The sequence below is a fragment of the [Muricauda] lutisoli (nom. illeg.) genome (genome assembly GCF_017313105.1).
GTDB classification, from domain to species: Bacteria; Bacteroidota; Bacteroidia; order Flavobacteriales; family Flavobacteriaceae; genus Flagellimonas; species Flagellimonas lutisoli.
This window is the reverse complement of sequence record NZ_JAFLND010000003.1, coordinates 677,090-702,676: the sequence shown is the minus strand read 5'-3', so window position 1 is coordinate 702,676 and position 25,587 is coordinate 677,090. Positions and strand designations below refer to the sequence as shown.

26 protein-coding genes are annotated in these 25,587 nt (G+C 41.7%); 18 read left to right on the top strand and 8 right to left on the bottom strand.

From position 1 onward, the window contains the following. Nucleotide 1 precedes the first annotated feature (1 nt). The 9 genes from J0X13_RS14110 (at nucleotide 2) to J0X13_RS14070 (ending at nucleotide 8,562) form a co-directional block, all read left to right on the top strand. Nucleotides 2-1,399, top strand: a complete 1,398-nt coding sequence (locus tag J0X13_RS14110) for an anthranilate synthase component I family protein (RefSeq protein WP_207072022.1) — start codon at nucleotides 2-4, stop codon at nucleotides 1,397-1,399. Nucleotides 1,400-1,401: 2 nt separating this feature from the next. Further along, the gene (locus J0X13_RS14105; protein ID WP_207072021.1) at nucleotides 1,402-1,968 is read left to right on the top strand and encodes an anthranilate synthase component II; all 567 of its coding nucleotides are present in this window, start codon (nucleotides 1,402-1,404) and stop codon (nucleotides 1,966-1,968) included. An 83-nt stretch (nucleotides 1,969-2,051) separates the two neighbouring features. After that, nucleotides 2,052-3,047: an anthranilate phosphoribosyltransferase gene (gene trpD / locus J0X13_RS14100; RefSeq protein WP_207072020.1), complete on the top strand. Its 996-nt coding sequence runs from the start codon at nucleotides 2,052-2,054 to the stop codon at nucleotides 3,045-3,047. Nucleotides 3,048-3,094: 47 nt separating this feature from the next. Beyond that, nucleotides 3,095-3,397: a GIY-YIG nuclease family protein gene (locus J0X13_RS14095; protein WP_207072019.1), complete on the top strand. Its 303-nt coding sequence runs from the start codon at nucleotides 3,095-3,097 to the stop codon at nucleotides 3,395-3,397. A 125-nt stretch (nucleotides 3,398-3,522) separates the two neighbouring features. Next, the gene (trpC, locus tag J0X13_RS14090; RefSeq protein ID WP_207072018.1) at nucleotides 3,523-4,308 is read left to right on the top strand and encodes an indole-3-glycerol phosphate synthase TrpC; all 786 of its coding nucleotides are present in this window, start codon (nucleotides 3,523-3,525) and stop codon (nucleotides 4,306-4,308) included. A gap of 8 nt (nucleotides 4,309-4,316) precedes the next feature. Continuing rightward, nucleotides 4,317-4,967, top strand: a complete 651-nt coding sequence (locus tag J0X13_RS14085; RefSeq protein WP_207072017.1) for a phosphoribosylanthranilate isomerase — start codon at nucleotides 4,317-4,319, stop codon at nucleotides 4,965-4,967. Between the two features lie 13 nt (nucleotides 4,968-4,980). Further along, nucleotides 4,981-6,165 (top strand): tryptophan synthase subunit beta, encoded by a 1,185-nt coding sequence (gene trpB, locus J0X13_RS14080; RefSeq protein WP_207072016.1) that lies wholly within the window; start codon nucleotides 4,981-4,983, stop codon nucleotides 6,163-6,165. A 105-nt stretch (nucleotides 6,166-6,270) separates the two neighbouring features. After that, nucleotides 6,271-7,032 (top strand): tryptophan synthase subunit alpha, encoded by a 762-nt coding sequence (trpA, locus tag J0X13_RS14075; protein WP_207072015.1) that lies wholly within the window; start codon nucleotides 6,271-6,273, stop codon nucleotides 7,030-7,032. 33 nt (nucleotides 7,033-7,065) lie between these two features. Next, entirely contained in the window at nucleotides 7,066-8,562 is a 1,497-nt protein-coding gene (locus J0X13_RS14070) for a M20/M25/M40 family metallo-hydrolase (protein ID WP_207072014.1), read from the top strand. 72 nt (nucleotides 8,563-8,634) lie between these two features. Here J0X13_RS14070 and J0X13_RS14065 read toward each other — a convergent pair whose 3' ends face one another. The 6 genes from J0X13_RS14065 to J0X13_RS14040 form a co-directional block, all read right to left on the bottom strand. Further along, nucleotides 8,635-8,832: a hypothetical protein gene (locus J0X13_RS14065; protein WP_207072013.1), complete on the bottom strand. Its 198-nt coding sequence runs from the start codon at nucleotides 8,830-8,832 to the stop codon at nucleotides 8,635-8,637. A 116-nt stretch (nucleotides 8,833-8,948) separates the two neighbouring features. Further along, nucleotides 8,949-9,647, bottom strand: coding sequence for a uracil-DNA glycosylase family protein (locus J0X13_RS14060; RefSeq protein ID WP_207072012.1), 699 nt, complete (start codon nucleotides 9,645-9,647; stop codon nucleotides 8,949-8,951). 120 nt (nucleotides 9,648-9,767) lie between these two features. Then, complete coding sequence (locus J0X13_RS14055; RefSeq protein WP_207072011.1) at nucleotides 9,768-12,317, bottom strand: phosphoenolpyruvate carboxylase; 2,550 nt, start codon at nucleotides 12,315-12,317, stop codon at nucleotides 9,768-9,770. 173 nt (nucleotides 12,318-12,490) lie between these two features. Then, on the bottom strand, nucleotides 12,491-13,252 hold the full coding sequence (gene yaaA, locus J0X13_RS14050) for a peroxide stress protein YaaA (RefSeq protein WP_207072010.1): 762 nt from the start codon (nucleotides 13,250-13,252) through the stop codon (nucleotides 12,491-12,493). An 88-nt stretch (nucleotides 13,253-13,340) separates the two neighbouring features. Continuing rightward, nucleotides 13,341-14,372, bottom strand: a complete 1,032-nt coding sequence (locus J0X13_RS14045; RefSeq protein ID WP_207029764.1) for an RluA family pseudouridine synthase — start codon at nucleotides 14,370-14,372, stop codon at nucleotides 13,341-13,343. A 3-nt stretch (nucleotides 14,373-14,375) separates the two neighbouring features. Continuing rightward, nucleotides 14,376-14,963, bottom strand: coding sequence for a PASTA domain-containing protein (locus tag J0X13_RS14040; protein WP_207072009.1), 588 nt, complete (start codon nucleotides 14,961-14,963; stop codon nucleotides 14,376-14,378). A 79-nt stretch (nucleotides 14,964-15,042) separates the two neighbouring features. Between J0X13_RS14040 and J0X13_RS14035 the strand changes: the two genes are divergently transcribed. The 5 genes from J0X13_RS14035 (at nucleotide 15,043) to J0X13_RS14015 (ending at nucleotide 20,775) form a co-directional block, all read left to right on the top strand. Next, on the top strand, nucleotides 15,043-16,017 hold the full coding sequence (locus tag J0X13_RS14035) for a D-alanine--D-alanine ligase (protein ID WP_207072008.1): 975 nt from the start codon (nucleotides 15,043-15,045) through the stop codon (nucleotides 16,015-16,017). A gap of 33 nt (nucleotides 16,018-16,050) precedes the next feature. Then, nucleotides 16,051-16,506, top strand: coding sequence for a pantetheine-phosphate adenylyltransferase (gene coaD / locus J0X13_RS14030; protein WP_207072007.1), 456 nt, complete (start codon nucleotides 16,051-16,053; stop codon nucleotides 16,504-16,506). Between the two features lie 199 nt (nucleotides 16,507-16,705). After that, nucleotides 16,706-18,532 carry a PAS domain-containing sensor histidine kinase gene (locus J0X13_RS14025; RefSeq protein ID WP_207072006.1) on the top strand — a complete coding sequence of 609 codons (1,827 nt, stop codon included), beginning with the start codon at nucleotides 16,706-16,708 and terminating at the stop codon, nucleotides 18,530-18,532. After that, nucleotides 18,519-18,932 carry a response regulator gene (locus J0X13_RS14020; protein WP_242535739.1) on the top strand — a complete coding sequence of 138 codons (414 nt, stop codon included), beginning with the start codon at nucleotides 18,519-18,521 and terminating at the stop codon, nucleotides 18,930-18,932. The genes J0X13_RS14025 and J0X13_RS14020 overlap by 14 nt, the downstream gene beginning before the upstream one ends. Before the next feature lie 70 nt (nucleotides 18,933-19,002). After that, on the top strand, nucleotides 19,003-20,775 hold the full coding sequence (locus J0X13_RS14015; RefSeq protein WP_207072004.1) for a M14 family metallopeptidase: 1,773 nt from the start codon (nucleotides 19,003-19,005) through the stop codon (nucleotides 20,773-20,775). On the opposite strand, the gene J0X13_RS14010 is transcribed toward J0X13_RS14015, so the two are convergent. After that, nucleotides 20,768-21,367, bottom strand: coding sequence for an NUDIX hydrolase (locus J0X13_RS14010; RefSeq protein ID WP_207072003.1), 600 nt, complete (start codon nucleotides 21,365-21,367; stop codon nucleotides 20,768-20,770). The two genes, J0X13_RS14015 and J0X13_RS14010, sit on opposite strands and share 8 nt — an antisense overlap. A gap of 7 nt (nucleotides 21,368-21,374) precedes the next feature. On the opposite strand from J0X13_RS14010, the gene pyrE reads away from it, so the two are divergent. After that, a complete protein-coding gene (gene pyrE / locus J0X13_RS14005; protein WP_207072002.1) occupies nucleotides 21,375-22,016 on the top strand; it encodes an orotate phosphoribosyltransferase in 642 nt (213 codons plus the stop codon). 9 nt (nucleotides 22,017-22,025) lie between these two features. Beyond that, nucleotides 22,026-22,424 (top strand): SRPBCC family protein, encoded by a 399-nt coding sequence (locus J0X13_RS14000; protein WP_207072001.1) that lies wholly within the window; start codon nucleotides 22,026-22,028, stop codon nucleotides 22,422-22,424. On the opposite strand, the gene J0X13_RS13995 is transcribed toward J0X13_RS14000, so the two are convergent. Further along, complete coding sequence (locus J0X13_RS13995; RefSeq protein ID WP_207072000.1) at nucleotides 22,418-23,161, bottom strand: biotin--[acetyl-CoA-carboxylase] ligase; 744 nt, start codon at nucleotides 23,159-23,161, stop codon at nucleotides 22,418-22,420. The two genes, J0X13_RS14000 and J0X13_RS13995, sit on opposite strands and share 7 nt — an antisense overlap. An 82-nt stretch (nucleotides 23,162-23,243) precedes the next feature. Here J0X13_RS13995 and rsfS point away from each other — a divergent pair, with 82 nt between their 5' ends. Beyond that, nucleotides 23,244-23,621 carry a ribosome silencing factor gene (gene rsfS, locus J0X13_RS13990; protein WP_100817468.1) on the top strand — a complete coding sequence of 126 codons (378 nt, stop codon included), beginning with the start codon at nucleotides 23,244-23,246 and terminating at the stop codon, nucleotides 23,619-23,621. Nucleotides 23,622-23,627: 6 nt separating this feature from the next. After that, complete coding sequence (ftsH, locus tag J0X13_RS13985; RefSeq protein ID WP_207071999.1) at nucleotides 23,628-25,580, top strand: ATP-dependent zinc metalloprotease FtsH; 1,953 nt, start codon at nucleotides 23,628-23,630, stop codon at nucleotides 25,578-25,580. Nucleotides 25,581-25,587: the final 7 nt, after the last annotated feature.

The following is a 25,587-nucleotide window of genomic DNA, read 5'->3' as shown; positions in this document are numbered from 1 at the left end:
AATGAGTTACACGCTTAAGACGCATTACAAAAAAATCCTCGCGGACACCATTACACCCGTGAGCGTTTACTTGAAGATCAGGGACAAGTTCCCGAACAGTATTCTTTTGGAAAGTAGTGACTACCACGCCAACGACAACAGTTTTTCATATATCTGCTGTAATCCCATTGCATCGATTAAAGTGGAGAACGAAACCATTACACAACGTTTTCCCGATGGCTCCAAGGAAGTGACTGATGTCACTGTCGATACCGACGTTACCGAGATGATTCACAACTTTGGAAAACAATTCAAGACCACACAAAACGGATTCAAATTCATTTACAACGGATTGTTCGGATATATGGCATACGATGCCGTTCGCTATTTTGAGGATATAGAGATTTCCAAAAAAGAAGATTCAGCCAATATTCCCGATATTTATTATGCGGTGTACCAGAACATCATAGCCATCAATCATTTTAAAAATGAGGCCTACTTGTTCGCACATTGTTACGACTCCGAAAGCAATGTAGAGGAAATGGAACAACTTTTCAACGTCCGCACCTTTTCATCGTACAATTTTAATAAAGAAGGGGAGCCAGAATCCAACCTAAAGGATGAGGACTACAAAGAACAAGTTGCCTTGGCCAAAAAGCATTGTCAACGGGGCGATGTATTCCAATTGGTACTCTCCAGACGGTTCAAACAAAAATTTAAGGGAGACGAGTTCAACGTTTATCGAGCACTGAGATCCATTAACCCCTCCCCTTACCTATTTTATTTTGATTATGGTGATTTTAAAATCTTTGGCAGCTCCCCGGAAGCCCAGTTGATCGTAAAAGATGGCAAAGCGGAGATTCACCCCATTGCTGGAACCTACAAGCGTACAGGAAACGATGAAAAAGATGCCGAACTGGCCAAAAAACTGGCTCAGGACGAAAAAGAAAACAGCGAGCACGTGATGCTCGTAGATCTTGCAAGAAACGATTTGAGCCGCAACGGAAACACGGTGAACGTGGAAACCTATCGTGAAGTCCAATATTTCTCACATGTTATCCACTTAGTATCCAAAGTAACAGGTCAAAAGAAAAAGGACAGCACTACCATGAAGGTGGTCGCCGACACCTTTCCTGCGGGAACTTTGAGCGGAGCACCCAAGCATATGGCCATGCAGCTCATAGAGAAATATGAAAAAACAAGCCGTTCCTATTATGGAGGAGCTATTGGGTTCATGGATTTTGAAGGCAACTTTAACCACGCCATTATGATCCGAACCTTTTTGAGCAAGGACCACGAACTATATTATCAGGCAGGAGCAGGTTTGGTCGCAGCCTCCAATCCTGATGATGAATTACAAGAAACCTACAATAAACTGGGCGCATTGAACAAAGCACTGGAAATTGCCGAAACGATCTAAGTATGGGAAGAAAGATTTTAATGATAGACAACTACGATAGTTTCACCTACAATTTGGTACACTATCTGGAAGATTTGGATTGTGAGGTAACCGTAAAGCGGAACGACCAGCTCACTTTGGACGAAGTCGAGCCGTTTGAATACATTGTACTCTCTCCTGGACCCGGAATTCCGGATGAAGCAGGACTTTTAAAAAAAATCATCAAAACCTATGCTCCCACCAAACGTATTTTTGGAGTTTGTTTGGGGCTTCAGGCCATTGGAGAGGTGTTTGGTGGCACCTTGATTAATTTGGACCAAGTATACCATGGAGTGGATACCACGATAACCGTGACCAATGACGACCCCATTTATACCAATATGCCAAAAATGCTTCAGGTGGGAAGGTACCATTCTTGGGTGGTGGACCCTAATTTACCAGAAGTGTTGGAAACCACGGCAGTGGATGAAAACGGACAAGTGATGTCCCTTAGACATAAAGAATACGATGTAACGGCCGTACAGTTTCACCCAGAGTCCGTTTTGACACCAAAAGGAAAGCAAATGCTAAAGAATTGGTTGAACTCCTAATGTATATGTAATTACCACGCAGTTGGGAATCCAAAATAACAATAAATAGATACCTGCCCTTGCAGGAATTACAAAGATGAACAATGAAAGAGACTTTAAATAAACTGATCAATCACGAGATTCTCCCCAAGGAAGAAGCCAAGCAAATATTGGTAAACATTGCCAAGGGAGATTACAACACTTCGCAAATTGCAGCATTTTTAACGGTTTATATGATGCGAAGTGTGACCATTGAGGAACTTGAAGGCTTTCGCGATGCCCTTTTGGAACTCTGTTTGGCTGTTGATCTTGCCGAGTACGACCCCATTGACCTTTGTGGAACAGGTGGAGATGGCAAAGACACCTTTAATATTTCCACTTTGGCGTCCTTTGTGACCGCAGGAGCCGGAATACATGTGACCAAACACGGAAACTACGGGGTTTCTTCCAAATGTGGAAGCAGCAACGTCATGGAATTTTTGGGCATCAAATTTAGCAATGAGGCCGATTTTCTAAGGAAAACCATTGAAGAAGCCGGTATTTGTGTGCTGCACGCCCCCTTGTTCCACCCTGCAATGAAAAATGTGGCACCCATCCGAAGAGCGTTGGCGGTGAAAACATTTTTCAATATGTTGGGACCTATGGTCAATCCTGCATTTCCAAAAAATCAGATGGTGGGCGTATTTAATTTGGAGTTGGCCAGAATGTACGGTTATCTGTATCAGAACACGGACAAAAAGTTCACCATTCTAAATGCATTGGACGGATATGACGAAATCTCATTGACAGGCGATACCAAAACCATATCCAACCATACCGAAGCCATGTTGAAACCAGCTGATTTTGGCGTGGAAAAAGTTTCACAAGAGGAAATCAAAGGTGGTGAAGATGTCGCTGAGTCAGCTCAAATTTTTATGGATATTTTGCAAGGCAAAGGTACCGATGCCCAGAACAATGTGGTCTGTGCCAATGCAGGGGTTGCCATTGCCACCGTGGAAGGCACCACACCAAAAGAAGGCTTTGAAAAAGCTAAAGAATCCTTGTTTGGTGGTAAAGGACTGAAAGCCCTAAAAAAATTACAGGAATTGAGTAAGGACTAAATTTGATCTGATTGTCATTCCTGCGAAAGCAGGAATCCTAAAAATAAATGCTTAAGAACGTTCATCAATATTATGTTTACATTTTAACCAACAAACGTAATGGAACGTTATACATTGGCATCACCAATTCCTTGGAACGGAGGGTTCAAGAACATAAAGAGGGAGTTATTGATGGATTCACGAAAAAATATGGACTCAAAACTTTAGTCTACTTTGAAACACATCAAAACGTGAACGATGCAATAACTAGGGAAAAACGACTGAAAAAATGGAAAAGACAATGGAAGATTGATATGATTGAAAAAGATAATCCCAATTGGAGTGATTTAGCCTATGATTGGTATTCTTGATAGATCCCGCATCAGGTGCGGGATGACAAATGAAACAAAAACAATTGTCATTCCTGCGAAAGCAGGAATCCAGTGCACACATAAAAATAGATCCCGCATCAAACGCGGAGTGACAACAATAAAAAATGAACATACTAGATAAAATAGTAGCCGATAAACGCAAAGAAGTCGATTTAAAAAAATCGCTAATCACCCTACCACAACTAGAGGCTTCAGTGATGATGGAGCGCACCTCTGTTTCTTTGGCAGAAGTTTTGCGCAAAAGCAACTCGGGCATTATTGCCGAGCACAAGCGTCGCTCCCCATCAAAATCGGTGATCAATCAAAGCTTGAGCGTACAGGATGTGGCCAAGGGCTACGCTGATGCAGGAGCCTGTGGGATGTCCGTGCTAACCGATGGCAAATATTTTGGGGGCTCTTTGGACGATCTCGTCCTTGCACGAGCATCCACCAACATTCCCATTTTGCGAAAGGAGTTCATCATAGATGAATATCAAATTGTGGAGGCCAAAGCATATGGTGCCGATGTTATTTTATTGATTGCCGCCATATTGTCCAAAGAAGAAATCAAGACCTTGTCCGAATTGGCCAAAGGTTTGGGGTTGGATGTACTTTTGGAAGTACACAATGAAGAGGAACTGGAAAAATCCCTGATGCCGAGTTTGGATATGTTGGGCGTGAACAATCGAAACCTTAAATCCTTTGAAGTTGATTTGGACATCAGTAAAACCTTGTCGAAAAAAATTCCAGATGATTTTGTAAAAGTTTCTGAAAGTGGCATTAGCTCTGTGGAGGCCATTCGTGAGTTAAAGGAGTTCGACTATCAAGGTTTTTTAATTGGCGAAAATTTCATGAAGACAGACGAACCGGGTGAAAGTGCCAAAAAGTTTATTGAGAAAATAATCGCTTAACTATAACGATGAAACTAAAGATTTGTGGCATGAATCATAACCCAGAAGAGGTAGCAACATTGCAACCTGATTATTTGGGTTTTATTTTCTGGGAACCTTCTTCCCGTTATTTTTCGGGAGAGATGCCTGCATTGCCCGGTTCCATCAAAAAAGTGGGGGTTTTTGTGGACGCCCCTTTGGAAGAAGTCTTAGAAAAAGTCGGCCATTATAAACTGGATGCCGTACAACTCCATGGAAAGGAAAGTGTGGGATTTTGTCAACAATTAAAAGATAGATTTCTGTCATTTCCAGCACAGTCGAGAAATCCAGACATCATCAAAGTATTTTCCATAAAGGATGATTTTGATTTTGACGTATTGAAAGATTATGAAGAGGTCTGTGATTATTTTCTTTTTGACACCAAAGGAAAACTACCAGGCGGCAATGGTTATACCTTTGACTGGTCGGTCCTGGAAAAATACTCATCCGACAAGCCCTACTTTTTAAGCGGTGGCATTGGATTGGATTCCAAGGAAAAGTTACAGGACTTTTTAAATAGTCCCGCTTCCAAAAACTGTTTTGCCATTGATGTGAACAGTAAATTTGAGACGGCCCCGGGCCTAAAAAACATAGATGATCTAAAAGTATTTATCGAATCGCTGAATAGCGTTCGCAACTAAAAAATAAAAACCAATGAAAAGCTATCATGCTGATGAACGGGGATACTATGGTGAGTTCGGGGGTGCTTTTATCCCAGAAATGCTATATCCCAATTGCGAGGAACTTAGGCAAAACTACCTCAGCATTATGGAAGAACCTTCCTTTAAAAAGGAGTTTCATCAATTACTGAAGGATTACGTTGGCCGACCAACACCTCTTTATTTTGCAAAGCGCCTATCCGAAAAGTACAACACAAAAATCTACTTGAAACGAGAAGACCTCTGCCATACGGGAGCCCACAAGGTCAACAATACCATCGGCCAAATACTAATGGCCAAAAAATTGGGCAAGAACAGGATCATAGCTGAAACAGGTGCAGGTCAACACGGTGTGGCAACAGCGACTGTATGTGCATTAATGGGAATTAAATGTGTGGTGTACATGGGGGAAATCGATATTGCCCGCCAAGCACCGAACGTGGCCCGTATGAAAATGTTGGGAGCCGAGGTTAGACCTGCTACATCGGGCAGTAAAACCTTAAAAGATGCAACCAACGAAGCAATTCGTGACTGGATCAATAATCCTGTGAACACGCATTATATCATCGGTTCTGTAGTAGGACCGCACCCCTATCCTGATATGGTGGCCCGTTTCCAATCGGTGATCTCGGAAGAAATCAAATATCAGCTTCAAGAAAAAGAAGGAGGGGAAAACCCAGATTACGTAGTGGCCTGTGTGGGCGGTGGAAGTAATGCTGCTGGAGCATTTTATCATTATTTGGATGTTCCCGAAGTGGGAATCATTGCCGTTGAGGCTGCCGGAAAGGGAATTGATTCAGGTGAGAGCGCCGCGACATCTGCCTTGGGAAAAGTTGGTATTATTCACGGTAGCAAAACCTTGTTGATGCAAACCCAAGATGGACAAATTACCGAACCCTACTCCATTTCAGCAGGATTGGATTACCCTGGGGTCGGACCGATGCACGCCCACTTGTACGCTTCGGGTCGTGGAGAGTTCATTTCCATTACCGATGATGATGCCATGAAAGCTGGATTGGAGCTCTGCAAATTGGAAGGTATTATTCCGGCCATTGAAACTTCCCATGCACTGGCCATTTTTGAGAGCCGAAAGTTCAATCCCGATGAGGTTGTGGTGGTGAACCTATCAGGGCGCGGCGACAAAGATTTACAGAACTATATTGATTATTTTAAATTATAACCGAACGTCATTCCCGCAAAAGCAGGAATCCAAAAACCGGATTGAAACCGGATTCCGCATCAATTGCGGAATGACAACTTTTAATTTTGAATACTAGCATTGAACATGAATAGAATCAAACAAAAATTACAAGAGGACAAAAAAATTCTCTCCATATATTTTTCAGCAGGTTACCCCAATCTGGATGATACCGTCAAGATCATCCAAGAGCTGGAAAAAAACGGTGTAGACCTCATCGAGATAGGATTGCCGTTCAGTGACCCATTGGCGGACGGCCCAACCATTCAAGAAAGTTCCACGGCCGCCCTTAAAAATGGAATGAACACCTCGCTGCTCTTTGAGCAATTGAAAGATATTCGCAAAACGGTTTCGATACCTCTGATTTTGATGGGCTATTTTAATCCTGTGCTCCAATATGGCGTGGAGGAATTTTGTGCCCAATGCGAAGAAATCGGAATCGATGGTCTCATTCTTCCCGATCTACCTTTAGATGTTTACCAAGAGGAATATGAGGACATTTTTAAAAAACACGGATTGATCAATGTTTTCCTGATTACTCCACAAACGAGTAACGAACGCATCAAAGCCATAGACGATGCTTCCGAAGGGTTTATTTATATGGTGAGCTCGGCCAGTACCACTGGGGCCAAACAAGGGTTCGGCAGTGAGCAATCGGAATATTTTAATCGCATTGCAAATATGGGGCTGAACAATCCACAAATCGTTGGATTCGGTATCAGCAATGCGGAAACATTTGAGCAAGCTACACAAAAAGCCAAGGGAGCTATCATTGGTTCGGCATTCATCAAACATTTAACAGCAAATGGAGTGGATGGTATTGGTGACTTTGTGAAGCAAATTCGTTAAATTTCGGTTTTTAAAATCAAGATGATTTGTTCCATGAAAAAAACACTGTCCTTAGTTTCCCTTTTCCTTGCTTTTTCCGCTTTTGCACAAGATGATGTAGCCATAAAATCTCAAGTTGCAGATGCCATCAACGAAATCCGTGAATTTATCGCCATTCCCAACGATGCATTGGATGCGGCCGACATTGACCGTAACATTATGTGGCTCAAGCGAAAGTTTGGCGATAGAGGTTTTAATACTGCTGTTCTGGATACGGAAGGTCTTCCTTTATTCTTTGCGGCAATGCCAATGAACAGCGACAAGCCTACCGTACTTATTTACATGCATTTTGATGGGCAATCCGTCGACCCTTCCAAATGGAATCAGCCCAATCCGTATGAAGTGGTGTTGAAAGCTCCCAAAGATGATGGGTTTGAAACAGTCTCCTTTGATGAATTGGGCGACGACATCAACTACGATTGGCGTTTGTTCGGAAGATCGACTTCCGATGACAAATCGCCTATTGTGATGCTCTTGAATGCCATGGACCTATTACAGAAAGATGGAAAGGAAATTCCGTTCAATATCAAGGTGATTTTGGACAGTGAGGAAGAGAAGAGCAGTAAACCTTTGCCTGCTGCCGTAAAACAGTATCGCGAATTGTTGGATTCCGACTTTTTAATGATAGTGGACGGACCTGTCCATGCTTCTGAAAACCCAACCGTGGTGTATGGATGTCGTGGCATCACCACATTGACCCTGACGACTTACGGCCCCATCAAACCACAACATAGTGGACATTATGGCAATTATGCCCCAAATCCTGGGTTCCAGTTGGCACAATTGCTGGCTACAATGAAAGATACTGAAGGAAGAGTGACCATTCCAGGCTATTACGATGGTATTTCCATTGATGAAAAAACAGATTCCATTTTAAAAAGTGTTCCCGACAGTGATGAAGCTATCTCAGAAAAACTTCAGTTTAAAACAGCTGAAAAAGTTGGAGGTTTTTATCAAGAAGCCCTGCAATATCCTTCCCTGAACATTCGTGGACTGGGATCTGGTTGGGTAGGCGACAAGGCCAGAACCATTGTTCCCGAAAGTGCCACTGCCGAACTGGATTTGAGGCTGGTCGTGGAGAGTGACGGCAACCGATTGAAACAACTGGTTAAAAATCATATCACTAAGCAAGGATATAAGGTTTTGGACCATGTACCTTCCAAAGAGGAGCGCATGCAATTTGATAAGATCGTGACCGTGGAAGAGGGTAGCGTAACCGATGCTTTCCGAACCGAATTGGACAATCCGTATGGTGAGTTTATTGTTAACACCTTAAACCAAAGCTTTGGGCAGGAAGTTATTCAAATTCGAACCATGGGCGGTACCGTACCTATTTCTCCTTTCATCAACGAATTAAAGATTCCTGCCTTTATTGTGCCCGTTGTAAATCCGGACAACAATCAACATAGCCCGAACGAAAACGTAAAAATTGGTCAGTTGGCTTATGGCATTAAAGCCTTTTATGGAATCCTTTCTTCGCCGATAAATTAAATAAAAATCAAAATGACCAAATAAAAAAGCCCCGAACCAACGGGGCTTTTTTATGCTATTATATTATAGCGGCTATTCATTATTGCCTTTTTTCTTTTGTTGTCCCGGTGCATAAGCCTTTGCACTTTGGGCACCAGTTGTTTTTTTCACTTGTCCTGGGGCCGTACTGCTATTAACAGTTCCTCGGTTCACGGTTCCTCGATGCGCTGTGCATGATGCGAACATAATAATTGTAAACAATAAAGCTGTAACACTAAGTAAGTTTTTCATGGTTCTGTTTTTGGGATTTCTTTTGGTTATTTAATACAACGTAGAAATCTTATAAAAATTGACCTACAGCTCTTTTCATTGGAACAATCCCAAGTATCAATTGAACCTTTATCATCTTAAAAAAACTCCTGATATTGCATTATTCTATAATCCAACGTATTGAATTCAGGGTTTTTACTTTTTAAGTCTTTGTATTCCTGTAAACTCCCTACTGCCCGATTGGCAGCTCCCGAAGGGGCGGTCAGTGAAACGGTTTTTATGGTTCTCGACTGCGCTCGAACTGACACAGAACTCGAAGTTAAAGGTAACTCCAGATGATGGATACGAGGCACTTGGTTGGAGACAACCTTTAATTTGAGACCATTTTCCTTTAGCTGTTTACGAAAGAAGTATTCCGGGCCATTTTTACTGTTTCCTCCAGTGAATAAAAGTGTGTCGATGTTGGGATACTTTTTTAAGTAACCAACTAAATCTCGAAGCACCACATTTTGCATGCCCAGATCAGAGGCATCTATTTTTTCACGTTCGGCACTTTCAACAATATCACACACCCCTATTTTATGCTCGACCAAAAAACGCTTTCGTTGCTCAACCGCTTCCTCCGTATTTTCAAACTTTAGACCCAAATCAAAGATTTTATCCAGAATGGGCCACAACTGACCGTTGCAACTTCCATAACAAAAATCCACGTCCTGTGGCTTTAACTGCCCTGTTGTAAATCGAGGTGGTGGCAAGGTCCCCACAATCAATTTAGTCGCCTTGGACAATAAAAAGGGTTCGTAAGGATGTGTGTGCTTAAAACTTTGTGAACTCAAATTGAAAGTATTCTGTTCCGTATCTGGGTAAAAAATAAACAATCGGCATGATGCAAAATGTAAAGCATCATACCGATTTACAACTATTGAACTTGTATTATCCTGAGAAGAAATCCAGCATTAAGCCGAATTTCTACTGGCGTTGATGTTTCCATAGAGTGAACGGGTCACAATCTTCTCGTACAATTCTTTGTATTCGGAATTTTGTGTGATGTGATAAAGAGCGTTTTGCTGAATCACCAACAATGGCAATACGATTTTTTCCCTAATCTCTACCGATTCCCGCGATACAGCCTCGTCCTCCATTAAAATCTTGAGCCCTGAAATCTGTAAGAGCATCTTTTTTGACAATTCAAATTCCTCGTGAAGTATCTTCCAGAAATCACCAAATTCAGGATCGTCCTTCATGTAACTGGTCAAGTCAAAATTGGATTTGGCCAAGGACATCATACTGTTCAGCATCAGGGCTTTAAAGAAAGGAACTTCCTTGTACAACTTCTTCACCTCACTCAATCGCCCTTCCTCCTTCAACTTCTGAAAGGCAGAGCCCAATCCAAAGTAACCGGGAACGTTTTGTTTTAACTGACTCCATGAACCCACGAATGAAATCGCTCGTAAATCGGAAAGCGTCAGCTGCTTTTTGTTACCGCGCTTACCTGGTCTACTACCAATGTTGGCTTTGGTATAATATTTTAGGGTACTTCTATTTTCTAAGTACGGTATAAATTTCTCATGCTGTTTTAAAGCATCATATTTATCGAAACTAAGCTCAGAAAGCTCCTCGATCAATTTGCGTTGTGCTGCCGAAATGGTAAGCTCCTTACCGAACAGATTGTTGCTTAGTCCTGCGGTGAGCAACTGCTCGGAGTTATGAATAAATTGCTCCTTTGTTCCGTAAGTACTGGTAATGGTCTGCCCCTGAATGGTTAACTGAATCTCGTGGTTGGCCACATCCTTGGTCTGGGCAGCATAGAATCTGTGCGTTTTACCTCCACCCCGTGCTGGCGGTCCTCCCCTACCATCAAAGAAGATGGCGGCGATTCCGTTTTTCTTACAGACTTTGCTCAAGGTCTCCTTGGTTTTTAAGATGGACCAGTTCGCTTTCAAGTATCCTCCATCCTTGGTTCCATCAGAGAAACCGAGCATTATGGTGTGAATATCTCTTCTTCGTTCCAAATGTTGTCTGTATTTTGGGATATCGAACAGGGTTTGCATCACCTCTTCGGAAGCATCCATACCTTTCATGGTCTCGAACAATGGAACAATATCGAAAGTGATATCCTTCTCGTCCCATCCGCACCATCTGAACAATCCGAATACGAACAACACGGAAAAAATATCTTCTGAATTACTGATGATGTACCTATTACAACCATCTTCCCCGTTCTTCCCCTGGATTGCTTTTAAGTTCTGAATATTAACAATGGTATCTTTCACAATATCATCGTCAAAATCCTTTGGGTTTAGTTTGAAGTTGTCCTCAAGCAAGGTCTTTACCAATTCATCTTCTTTGAGCTCATCAATACTTTCCTTGATGATGCCCTGCTTTTTCAGCACAGTTTCCACCACCAACAAGTGCTTGCTGTGGTCTTGACGGATATCCAAAGTGGCAAAATGTGTTTTGAAGATATGAACCTTGTCTATAAACTGATCTAATTCATCCAGATACAACTCATGATAATCGGCTATCAATTTCTCCCTCATCACACTTAAATGACCGATAATCCCTTCATAGGAAATGGGTGCATTTGGGTCGAACATGGCATGGTACAGTTTTGTGCTCAACGAACTGATTTCCTCTTGCATGCTCTTAAAGGTCAGTTTCTTTCTAAGACTTTTCAATTCGTTATAATAGCACTTCATCAAAGTCAACCTTAACTCATCTGCCACTTGCTTGGTGATATCGGCCGTTACAAATGGATTTCCGTCACGGTCTCCTCCAGGCCAAAATCCGAGTTTCATTAAGTCATAGTTCTCAAACTTATCGTCCCGAATATTGCTTTTTACGTATTGATATAGTTCTCCAACAGCATCGTAATAGGTATTACGAAGAATGTAGATAATGTTTTTTGCCTCGTCCAAAGGTGTCGGCTTCTTGGCATTGATCAAGGATGTTAACCCCAATTGTTGCAAGGTCACATCAATGTCATGTATCCTATCTTCATCGATCAATGAGCGTAGCTCGGCAATAATGTCCAAAACAGCGGGCGTGTAAAACTGCGTGGGGTGTGCCGTTAAAACAATACGTGCACTAAAGGTGGAAAGTTTCTTGGAGACCTTGTCCCAATTTTTGGTTCGGTTCACCAATTCAAAGTAATCCTTGATGGTCAAGGAACTACTGTATTCCTGTAGTTTAGGAAATGCTGAATCTTCGACACTGTCGTACAGCACTACTTGACGCTCCACGTATTGCACTATCCTGAACATAAAGTCCAACCGTTCCCGTTCATCCTGAATATCGACAAAATTGGAAAAGAACACCTCCAAAATCTCTTGTGGCTCCTTGCCCTCTTTGAGTCCTTTTTCGCACTGGTCGAGCAAAAGGGGAATAAGAATCCCAACATTTTCGACATTCTTGTAGGGCAAGCTCAAGAAAAGGCTGTTATAGATATTGAATTTATTGGTTACCGATTTTTTAAACTCTTCTAACCGTTTAGTCTGCTGCTGCATGAATATATTTTATGTTAGTGTTAAAAATGGACAAACACTCAAAGGTCGTGAATAAAGTGTAACCTCTGGGTTAAATTTAAGTGTATCACAATTTAAGGCATGTGCACTCTAATCGTAACAACATGCCTTGTCGAGTATAACTTAAAGATTACTTCGGATTTTACCAAAGTTTTTTAACGGATGAACACAGGTTCGTTTTTCTTTACCGTATGTTCCTCACTGAAGAGATATCCGTCGTAGTCAAAATTCTTGATATCGTCCAAGGTTTCGGCTCCCGTATCCAAGATATAACGGACCATGGAACCACGTGCTTTTTTAGCGTAAAAACTGATGACTTTTAATTTATCGTTCTTCCAATCCTTGAATACAGGCGCAATTACCGGAACCTTAAGGCTTTTATCGTCCACGGCACTAAAATATTCGTTACTGGCCAGGTTAACGAACAGCTCGCCGTCCTTTAGTTCCTTGTTCAGGGATTCCGTAATCCGATCTTTCCAAAACTCGTATAAATTCTTTTTGCGGCCCACTTTTAATTGTGTACCCATTTCCAATCGATAAGGTTGCATCAAATCCAAAGGCTTTAAAACACCGTAAAGACCAGACAGGATTCGTAAGGTATCCTGCAGACGATCCAATTTATCCTCCGGGATGGTATAGGCATCCAAACCTTGGTACACATCACCGTTGAATGCATAAATAGCAGGTCTAGCATTGTCTGCAGTAAACGGAAGCTCAAATTTTTGGTTGCGTTCCCAATTTAAATCAGCCAACTTATCAGAAATGGACATCAGCTCCGACAAGGCTTTGGGCTTTTTCTTTTTAAGAACGGAATTCAGTTTTTCCGCTTGTTCCAAAAATTTAGGCTGACTATATTTTGATGTAGGCAAAGCCGTATCGTAATCCAATGACTTTGCAGGAGATATCACAATTTTCATCTTGTTCTAATTTTTGTAAAAATAACGAGGATTTTACTTATTTGGAAGCCTATTCCAATGGTGTTTTCAATCTTGGGATTGAAGAAAACTATGATTCGTGGTGCTTTGCATAGCCCCGCCACTTTTCAATACAATTTACCATATCCTCGGGCAGTTCGGAATCAAATCGCATGAACTCTCCGGTCACAGGGTGTTCAAATCCAAGTGTTTTGGCGTGCAGTGCTTGTCTGGGCAGTACTTTAAAGGCATTTTCCACAAATTGCTTGTATTTGGTAAAAGTGGTACCCTTTAAAATCTTATCGCCCCCGTAGCGCTCATCGTTGAAGAGGGTATGCCCAATGTACTTCATGTGTACCCGAATCTGATGGGTTCTTCCGGTTTCCAGCCTACACGAAACCAAAGTAACGTATCCGAAACGCTCCAGTACTTTGTAGTGTGTTACAGCTTCCTTCCCTTCATCTCCTTCCGGAAACACCATCATTTGGAGGCGGTTTTTGGGATTGCGGGCAATATTCCCCTCGATGGTCCCTTCATCATCTTCCAAATTGCCCCAAACCAAGGCCACGTATTCCCGCTCACTGGTCTTGTCAAAAAATTGCTGGGCCAAATGGGTCATGGCCGATTCTGTTTTGGCAATTACCAACAAGCCCGAAGTATCCTTATCAATTCGGTGGACCAATCCTGGCCGGTCCGAACTATTATTGGGCAAATTTTCGAAATGATAGACCAGCGCATTGATCAGCGTTCCCGAGTAATTTCCATGTCCCGGGTGTACCACCATGCCTGCAGGTTTGTTCACCACCAATAGCACATCATCTTCATAAACAATATCCAGTGGAATGTCCTCAGGTGTCAGTAAAAACTCGTAGGGTGGATGCTCGAACATCACCTTTACCTCATCACCTGCCTTTACCTTGTAATTTTGCTTTACAATGGAGCCATTCACCCAAATATGACCTTTTTTAGCCGCTTGTTGGATTTTGTTCCGCGTAGCATTCTCGATAAAGTTCATCAAGAACTTATCCACGCGCAAAGGTTCCTGGCCCTTAGAGGCCACAAAACCATGATGCTCATAGAGATCATCTTGAGAAAGCTCGTCCTGATTGTCCGAAGTATTCATGCTTTAGTTGGAGTCTGCCTGTACCCTGGCACTACCGGGAATGTTTCCGTTGCCACAGATCAATTCCACTTTGGAAGTTTTGGGCAATCGGTCGCCAGGTTTAATGTATTTCCCTTTGTACTTCATTCTGTAGACCATGTCCTTACCAAGTTCATCAATGTAGGTAACACGTTCTACATCCAAACCAACAGCTCTTAACATAGATGCTGCATTACGCTGCGTAACCTGTACAATATCCGGCACGCTCACTTCTTTGTATCCCGATGGGTTTACCGTAAAATAAATTTTACGATTGGCCTTCACCTTATTCCCTGCTGGCGGGTTTTGTTCCAATATTGAAAATCGTGGATATTCCGGATTAAAATTGGATGAGTCCAATACCTGGTACCTAAGCCCTGCTTCCTCTACGGCTTTTCGCATCTCCATTACCGACATTTTGGAAAAATCGGGCACTTCAACAAACTCACCGTGATTGGTCGTGCTCTTAAGCCATTGCAAAGCAACGAACACCAAAACCAACATGGTCACCGCAGCCAATCCCAACTGAATTAGAAAAGTCTTGCTTTTTAAAAAGTTGAAAAAATTTTTCATGTAGTTCACCTTATCGGGACAAATATAGGAAAGCCAACCCTTTTTTCTTTATTTTGGCTTTGCGATATTTTACAAGTCAATGAAAAAGAACATTGCCATAATTATGGGCGGCTACTCCAGCGAGCACAATATTTCCATCAAAAGCGGGAATGTTGTGTACAAGTATCTGGATAAGACCAAATACAACGCGTACCGAATTATAATAACTAAGGATAGCTGGTTTTATTTGGATGGAGCCGATAAGGAACACCCCATGGAGAAATCCGATTTCAGCATAAAAGATGATGGCAAAAAAGTTCATTTTGATTGTGTTTTCAATGCAATCCATGGAACTCCAGGAGAAGATGGTCTAATGCAGGCCTATTTTGAACTTTTAGGGATTCCACAAACCTCGTGCAACCATTATGAGGCAGCCCTTACTTTTAATAAAAGGGACTTGTTGAGCACACTGAAACCTTATGGCGTTCCTTGCGCCACCTCTTATTTTTTGAACAAAGGACAAACAATTGATGAGGATGCGATTGTGGATAAGGTTGGTCTTCCATGTTTTGTAAAGGCGAACAGAGCAGGCAGTAGTTACGGAGTTTCCAAAGTGCACAACATAGAGGATTTGGGCAATGCCATAGAAAATGCATTCAAAGAGGATACACAGATTATCATCGAGTCGTTTTTGGATGGCACAGAGGTATCTGTCGGGGTAATCACTTTCAATAACAAGGTAACCGTACTCCCGGCCACCGAGATTATTTCAGAAAACGATTTTTTCGATTTTGAGGCCAAATATATGGGCAAATCACAAGAGATAACCCCTGCTCGAATTTCCAAAATACAGGAATCCAATGTAACACAATTGGCCGAGTTTATTTATAAAACCCTAGGGTTAAAAGGCTATACGCGCAGCGAATTTATTTTTATTGGTGATGAGCCACACCTTCTCGAGATAAACACCACACCTGGACTTACCGAAGAAAGTCTTTTACCTCAACAGGCCAAAACTGCAGGAATTTCACTCGAGGAGCTTTTTGACAGCGCTATTGTTGAAGCTTTGCGATAGAAACCGTATTTTTAAAAAACTTTATTCCACAACATGAGACGCGCATTGTTCCCCGGTTCCTTTGACCCACTTACTTTAGGACACTACGATATTATAAAAAGAGGTGTTACCCTTTTTGATGAGTTGGTGATAGCCATTGGTATAAATGCAGAAAAGAATTACATGTTCACCTTGGAAGAGCGTGTCAACTTTATTAAAGAGGCCTTTAAGGACGAACCAAAGATCAAAGTAACCACTTACAAGGGCATGACAGTTGACTTTTGCAAAAAGATAGATGCCAATTTTATTTTGAGAGGTTTGCGGAACCCAGCGGATTTTGAATTTGAAAAAGCCATTGCCCACACCAATAGAAAGCTTTCCGAAATTGAAACGGTATTTCTGTTGACATCTTCCGGAAAATCTTACATCAGCTCTTCCATTGTTCGAGATGTTATAAGGAATGGGGGCGACTACACTGGATTGGTTCCCGATACCGTTGTGGTCAAATAAAAGCATCCATACCATTTTGGGGTGAAAACATAAATTGTAGGTAATTTCCTTCTTTTTTATTTTTGCCACACATAGCTTAAATTGATAAATACCACACGAATAAGTGTTTTCACAACATTAAATCGAATTACATATTGAATAATTATACATTGGTCAGAAATTTCTTAGAACCATAAAGTTTTTAAACAACCCCCGAGTTTTGAAAGCAGCTGAGAGCATTGACCAATTTTATTTACTAAAACAATTGCCTAAGGCAACAGCCCTTCTTTGCAAAGAAGGGATATTATTGGATGCCTCCTGCTCTTGGTTGGGAATATTTGGCTTACCCCCACAAAACAAAAATGGAAAGACCAAAATATTCAAACTCTATCCAAAGACATCGGACCTCAAAAAAAGACTAAAGGACAACAAACCATTTACGCTACAACACAAAACGGAAGCCAATGATGGAACCCGTCACTTAAAAAGCTATTTTGCCCCGTGGTTCGACAAGGAAGAGAATGTAATAGGGACCATTGTTCAGACCGATGATATTACTTCCGAAGTTCAAAAAGAACAAAAAATCGACTGGTTGAATAATATTTTAGAAACCAAGGTCGAAGTATCCAAAACAGGTTGGTGGGAGTATGATGTTCAAAAAGATAAACTTTCTTGGTGCAAGGAAACAAAACGCATACATCAAGTTCCGGAGAGCTACCAGCCCACTGCCTTAGAAGCCATTGATTTTTTTAAGCCAGGGTATAGCCGAAACAAAGTTTCCATGCTGTTCCACAAGGTCAGGGCAAGTCATCAAACCTACGATATAAAATTAATGCTGGTTACATACCATGGTGAGGAAAGATGGGTCCGAATAACGGGAAAACCGTTTGTTAAAAACGGAAAAGTCAGAAAAATTTTCGGAACCATAAAAGATGTTCACGATGAAGAAATGGCCGAAACCCGGGTAAAAGAACACCAACAATTACTTTCCACTTTGGTAGACAGCCTACCTTTGAATGTTTACGTGAAGGACCTCGAATCGAGAAAAGTACTGGTAAACAAAGGAGAGTGTAACTACTTTAACAAAAGTGCAGAGCAGCTTATCGGTAAAAATGATTTTGAACTTTATGATGATCAAATGGCCAAAGTTTCCAGGGAAGAGGATATACAGGTCATGAAACACCTAACACCGATAATAGGCAAAGAAACCATTAGCAAGCTTAATGGAAAAACAACCTATTTTTTAACCTCCAAAATTCCACATTTTGATTTAGAGGGCAAGGTTTGCGGACTAATAGGTATGAGTTTGGATATAACATCCATGAAAAGGAAAGAGGAAGAACTGCATAACTTGATCGATATTACCTCAACGCAGAATCAAAAGCTTATCAGTTTCGCCCATATTGTTTCTCACAATTTACGTTCCCACTCAGCAAATTTCTCCATGCTCTTAGGCTTTTTAAACTCAGAAAAAGACCCGCAGGAGAGACAACGCATAATCGATATGCTCTCACAGGCATCGGATAATTTACTGGAGACTTTAGGAAACCTGAATCAGGTGGTAGACGTGAACACCAATACATCGGCTCCTAGGAAGACCCTAAACTTGAAGCAAAGCATTGTTAAGGTCCTACAAAATCTTGCAGCATTATTGGACAAGAACAATACCGAAATCATAAATAATATTGGAGAAAATATAGAAGTAAATTGTGTGCCGGCCTACTTGGACAGCATTATATTGAACCTGATTTCCAATGCGGTCAAATATAAAAGCCCTAACCGCTCACCATTGATCACCCTTAATTCGGTTAAATCCGAAGACGGTATTGTATTGAGCATATCCGACAACGGCTTAGGGATTGATTTGAACAAATACGGAGACAGAATTTTCGGGATGTACAAAACATTCCATAACAGAGAAGATGCCAAAGGCTTTGGTCTTTACTTGGTCAGGAACCAAATCGAAGCTATGGGCGGAAGTATAACAGTGCAAAGCGAAGTTGACAAAGGCACTACATTTAATGTGTATTTTAATGAAGACAGTTAGTTGTATTTTTATCGTGGACGATGATCCCATTACCGTGTTTGGTATTAAAAAAATGTTGAAATCGGTTGTTATTTGCGACGATATTCAAATTTTCCAAAATGGACAGGAAGCCTACGAGGCCGTTAAAGAAAGGAAAGAAAACGGGAGAATTATTCCCGAAGTCATTTTCCTGGACATCAACATGCCGATTATGGATGGATGGGATTTTCTGGATGAAATTATCGCTTTGGACATCAATGAGCATATCGTAATCAATATGATCACTTCTTCAATAGATCCTTTGGATTACGAAAAATGGAACGGTTTCAAAGACAGGTGTCCGTATACACTCAACTTTAAGAACAAACCCATTTTTAAAATCGAATCAAATGATCTCGGCTGTATTACAGTCGCTTCATAAATTATAATAATCCGTATTTTTGGGGCAATCGTGCACAGGTATTTGTGCAAACCAAAGTTCCCGAAATATTTTGAAGTACATAGTTTTTTTTACGGCACTTTTTCTTTTTGCATCCTGCGAATCCGAGACCAAGGACGAGAAATCTTCGTATCCAACACATTACGAAATGTCCAATGGTAAGGAAACAGCCACTTATCAACAAACCATTGATTATTATATCGCACTTGCCCGGGAATTCCCGGAAATAAACATTCACACCATTGGTAAAACGGATAGCGGCTACCCACTGCACATGGTCACATTTAATCCTGATGGAGATTTCAACTACGAGAATATACGAAAGGAAAAATCCATCATCCTTATAAATAATGGTATACATCCAGGAGAAAGCGATGGTATCGATGCCACGATGATGCTTTACAGGGATTTGGCCACCGAAAAACTGGATATGCCTCAAAATACGGTACTGGTCACCATACCCATTTACAATGTAGGCGGTTCATTGAACAGGAATTCCACTACAAGGGCCAATCAAAACGGCCCACTGGAATATGGCTTTCGTGGCAATGCCCGTAACTACGACCTGAATCGGGATTTCATCAAAATGGACACCCAGAACGCACAGACCTTCGCCAAAATATTCCACATGGTAAAACCCGATGTGTTCATTGACAACCATGTGAGCAACGGAGCGGATTACCAATACACGTTGACCCACCTATTCACACAACACAACAAGTTAGGGGGCGAAATGGGAGAATACCTTCATGAAACATTGATGCCAAGTTTAGAAAACTCACTGGCGGAGAAAGATCGGGACATTACGCCCTACGTAAATGTATTTAACGTGCCACCAGAGATGGGGTTCAGCCAGTTTATGGATCACCCTAGGTACTCCACCGGATACACCACACTATGGAGCACTTTGGGGCTCATGGTGGAAACCCATATGCTAAAACCCTACAAACAACGCGTTGAGGGCACCTACGATCTCATGCAAAGCCTAGTTGAAATAGTTGAAGCAGAGCATCAGAACATAAAAACACTCCGTAAAGAAACCTTGGGGAAAAATTTAGACATTTCCGAGTATTACTTTAATTGGCAAGTGGACACCACACGAAGTACCCTACTTAACTTTAAGGGTTATGAGGCGGAACAAATTACCAGTGAAGTAACAGGGTTGCCACGTTTAAAGTACAATAGGGAAAAGCCCTTCACCAAGGAAACCGTTTACCAAGATTATTTTTATCCCGCGGACACCATCGATGTTCCTGCCGCCTACCTTATAAAGAAAAGTTGGAAAGGGGTCATAGAACGGTTGGATGCCAACAAAATTCAATATATACCGTTAAAAAAAGATACCACGCTTACGGTTGAGGCCTACCGCATTGTGGATTATGATACCCGAAATGCCCCTTATGAGGGTCATTACCTCCACTCCAATACCCAAGTGGCAAAAAGCACCAAGCAAATCCATTTTAGAGAAGGCGATTTATTGGTTCCTACCCGCCAACCAGGAATTAGATACCTTTTGGAAACCTTGGAACCACAAGGAACCGACTCATTTTTCAATTGGAACTTTTTTGATACCGTTCTGCAGCGAAAAGAAGGTTTCTCCCCTTACGTTTTTGAAGATGTGGCATTGGAAATGTTACAAAGTGATTCGCTATTGCAAAGAGAATTTGAAGCTAAAAAAGAGGCTGATCTGAATTTTGCCAACAATTGGTATGCTCAGCTCAATTGGATTTTTGAACGATCGGAACATTTTGAAGAAGCCTATCTCACCTATCCGATTTACCGTGTGGCAAAAGGGAGCGATGCCTCGGGACTATTGCCTAATTAAAGGGCCAATCCCTGAACAGAACCTTAATGTTATGGTAAGAATTTTTTAATGCCTTTTTGGTCTTTCGGGCACCTTTCCACTTCACTTTTTTGATGCCTTCGGATTTTTCCGCCACCAATTTCCCTTTGTAATTGGTGGACATAATAAACCAGTGTGTTTGCTTTAAGCGGTATTCACCATTTCTTTTAAAGATGTGATAAGTGGTATGCAGAAACCGTTCTATTTTAAGGTTTTTCACACCTGTTTCTTCCTCTACTTCGCGAATTGCGGCATTTTCTATGGATTCTCCTTTATCAACCTTTCCTTTGGGCAAATCCCATTTACCGTTCCGGTAAATGAACAGGACCTTTCCCTTTTTGTTGATGACAAATCCGCCACCCGCAACCACTACAGGAATCTTATGCATAAAAAGCTTCAGGATCTTTTCATCATCGGGATGATACAAATAGGCCTTCTTCAGCTTCTTTTTGGACAAAAGCTTGATAGCCTCAACAATGGAATCACCATCCAAAGAAAACAAATTACCATTGGAATCTTGGGGGCGCTCGTTTGTTAAGATCAGTGGAGCCTCATTAACAAAAACTTCATACATTTGCGCAATGGTTTTAGATAAGCAAATCGCAAAAAAAACAGCTGAGCTGTTATTACAAATTAATGCAATTAAGTTGGAACCTGAAAATCCTTTTACTTGGGCTTCGGGTTGGAAATCGCCTATTTATTGCGATAACAGGATCATGCTCTCTTACCCCCAAGTGCGGAATTTTGTAAGGGAAGAAATTGCCAAACAGGTCGAGAAACTCTATGGTAGGCCAGATGTAATCGCAGGAGTCGCCACTGGCGCCATCGGAATTGGAATTTTGGTCGCCGAAGCACTGGGTCTCCCCTTTGTTTATGTAAGGCCAAAACCAAAAGAGCACGGAAGGCAAAACCAAATTGAAGGTTATTTTGAAGATGGGCAGAGCGTCGTGGTCATCGAAGACCTTATAAGCACGGGTAACAGCAGTTTAAATGCCGTACAGGCCCTGAAGGCTCAAAATGCCGATATAAAAGGCATGATCGCAATATTTACCTATGGTTTCCCCGTATCCACCGAAAATTTTGAAAAAGAAGGTGTGGAACTTCATACGTTATCCGATTACCAAAACTTGATCGAACAAGCCTCGGAGACCAACTACATTCAACAAAATCAATTACAGACCCTATTGGAGTGGAGATCCAATCCACAAGAATGGAAGAAATAAAAATTTATAATGCACATTGAAACCCCAACAAAACAGGTAGCTAAAAGCGACAAGGAAGTATTTGAGTTCTTGGCCAACATCAAAAACTTTGAAATCCTAATGCCCGATAACATAGACAAGTTCGAAGTGTTGGACGAGAACACTTTTAAATTTGCATTGAAGGGCATGCCCGAAATCGTGCTCCGGTTAAAAGAACAAAACCCGAATGACAAAGTGGTGTTGGGCGCTGCCAGCGATAAGCTGCCCTTTACATTGACTGCGGACATTAAAGCCCTGGGCGAAAACGAAAGCGAAGTTGCATTGAGTTTTGAAGGAGAGTTCAATGCCATGATGGCCATGATGATCAAAGCTCCCATTACCAATTTTATGGGAACACTGTCCAACAACTTGGACAAAATAGGTCAGTAAAGCAAGTTTACTTCCTTTAGGTCGAATTCTTTAAATACCCTATCCTCCAGTTCAATCTCCAATTTACCGGAAGGTGAAACCCTTCGGATATACCCCATGAACATTTCTCCGTCGGCATTGGTAAAAGTGGAAGGTTTGTCCTTTCTAAAAAGTAACTTTTCGTAGGAAGGCAACAATTGTGTGACGGTCTTGGATTCGACAGCTTCCAAACGCAACCAGATACGCTCCAAGAGTTTTTGGAGCAGTTCATCCAGATTAAAATTGCGGCCTGTAATCCGTTTCAACGAGGAAGCTTTGTCCAAATTTTCAAAATCCGTTTGGTTCACGTTCAAGCCAATTCCGATAATGGACTGCCCCACCCTTTCACCTTTGAGCACATTTTCGATCAAAATGCCACAAACTTTCTTGGAACCTGACATAATGTCGTTGGGCCATTTTATCTTCACATTTGGCACCGAAAGTTCTTCCAGCACGTCACAAACAGCCATCGAAATGGCAATATTCAGTACAAACTGATGTTTGACACTCAATGCATCGAACCTTTTCAATACACTGAATGTAAGGCTTTTACCCCCTTCCGAATGCCAAACCGTCCCCATCTGTCCACGCCCTTTCAATTGTTTTTCGGCAACAACAACAGTATAATCCAAAGGATTTTCAGAACGCAACAAATCCTTTAAATATTGATTTGTGGAATCCGTGGCATCAAGTTTGAGTAATTGAAAATGTTTTCCCAATGTGACAAGCCTTTACGATTTGTTAAAAACTAGGGCTAAGAAAACAAAAAAAACATAACTTTGTAAAAACTAAACTTTTTGAATGCAGAAAACGAAAGCTAGTGCAGATGAATTGATTGCCTTGATCCTGGAAGGAATAGAAGACGTTAAAGGAGTTGATATAAATCTACTGGACCTTAGGGAAATCGAAAATACAGTTTGCGACTACTTTATCATCTGCAATGGTACTTCCAACACACATGTTAACGCAATAGTATCCTCCATCCAAAAGAAGGTGAGCAAAGCCATACACGACAAGCCATGGCATGTTGAAGGCTCAGAAAACGCCGAATGGGTGCTGATGGATTATGTCAATGTTGTGGTACATGTATTTCAAAAACACATTAGGGAATTTTATGACATTGAAGGACTTTGGGGAGATGCCAAGGTCACTATGGTGGAAAGCAGTTACAATTCTTAAGAAAAAATGGCAAAAGAAAACAACCCGAATAATAATGCTCCTAAGAAACCACGCTTTAGTTCGTGGTGGATTTATGGTGTGGTAATCGCTATTATAATTGGCTTCCAATTTTTTGGAGGAAGCAGTTTTTCTAGCACAGAAAAAACCACAACTTCTGAGTTACAGGAATTTTTACGCAATGGTGACATATCCAAAATAGTCATCATTACAAATACGCGTCAGGCCAAGGTATACCTTACTGAGGAGGCCATGAACAAGGACGTCCACAAAGGTGTGGCCGAGAAACCCCTTTTCCCCTCCACGAGTCTGGTACCACAATACGTTCTGGACTACGGAGACCTCCAAATTTTCCAGAATGAAATCACAGAAATCAAGAAAGAAAACAACTTGGACACCATTGTCGAATTCGACACGGAATCCAATGTGCTCGGTGAAATATTCTTGACCCTGTTGCCATTCGCCCTTATTATAGGTATTTGGATATACCTCATGCGCAGAATGTCTGGCGGTGCAGGAGGAGGTGCAGGCGGGCAGATTTTCAACATTGGAAAATCCAAGGCTAAACTATTCGATGAAAAAACGGATACCCGCACATCTTTTAAAGATGTAGCAGGCTTGGAAGGTGCAAAAGAAGAAGTCCAAGAAATTGTAGAGTTCCTTAAAAACCCAGATAAATATACCTCCCTTGGGGGTAAAATACCAAAGGGAGCCCTTTTGGTAGGCCCTCCCGGTACAGGTAAGACCCTTTTGGCAAAAGCCGTTGCAGGTGAGGCAAAAGTGCCTTTCTTCTCACTATCAGGTTCAGACTTCGTGGAGATGTTCGTAGGTGTGGGGGCATCAAGAGTAAGGGATTTGTTCAAACAAGCGAAGGACAAATCACCCGCCATCATATTTATTGATGAAATCGACGCTATTGGACGTGCAAGGGGAAAGAACAACTTTACGGGTTCCAATGACGAGCGTGAAAATACATTGAACCAGTTATTGACCGAAATGGATGGTTTCGGCACCAATACCAACGTAATTGTGTTGGCTGCAACCAACCGTGCCGATGTACTGGATAAAGCATTGATGCGTGCAGGGCGTTTTGACCGTCAAATTTATGTTGACCTGCCCGACCTCAACGAAAGAAAGGAAATATTCGAAGTTCACCTTCGTCCCATTAAAACGGCAGAAACACTGGATTTGGACTTTTTGGCCAAGCAAACACCCGGTTTCTCAGGAGCAGATATTGCCAATGTCTGTAACGAAGCTGCACTTATCGCAGCTCGTAAGGAGAAAAAAGCGGTGACAAAACAAGACTTCTTGGATGCCGTTGACAGAATTGTCGGAGGTCTGGAAAAGAAGAACAAAATCATCACCCCGGACGAAAAGAAAACCATTGCCTTCCACGAAGCAGGGCACGCCACCGTAAGCTGGATGCTGGAACATGCTGCACCGTTGGTAAAAGTTACCATTGTACCGCGTGGACAATCGCTGGGTGCCGCTTGGTACCTTCCCGAAGAACGCTTAATTGTTCGACCAGAGCAAATGTTCGATGAAATGTGTGCGACCATGGGTGGTAGAGCCGCAGAAAAAGTAATGTTCGGCAAAATTTCCACAGGTGCATTGAGTGATTTGGAAAAAGTAACCAAACAAGCTCGTGCCATGGTTACCATATATGGGCTTAATGATGAATTGGGGAACATTACCTATTATGACTCTTCAGGACAGAACGAGTACGGGTTCACCAAACCGTATAGTGAAGAAACGGCCCAAAAAATTGACCAAGAGATATCCAAAATGATAGAAAAGCAGTATCAACGAGCTATTAAATTGTTGGAAGACAATAAAGACAAGCTTACCGAACTTGCTGAAAGACTTTTGGACAAAGAGGTTATTTTTAAAGACGATTTGGAAAAGATTTTTGGCCAGAGACCTTTTGAAAAAGAGGAAGAAAAACTTGAACCTGCCGAATAAAATCATT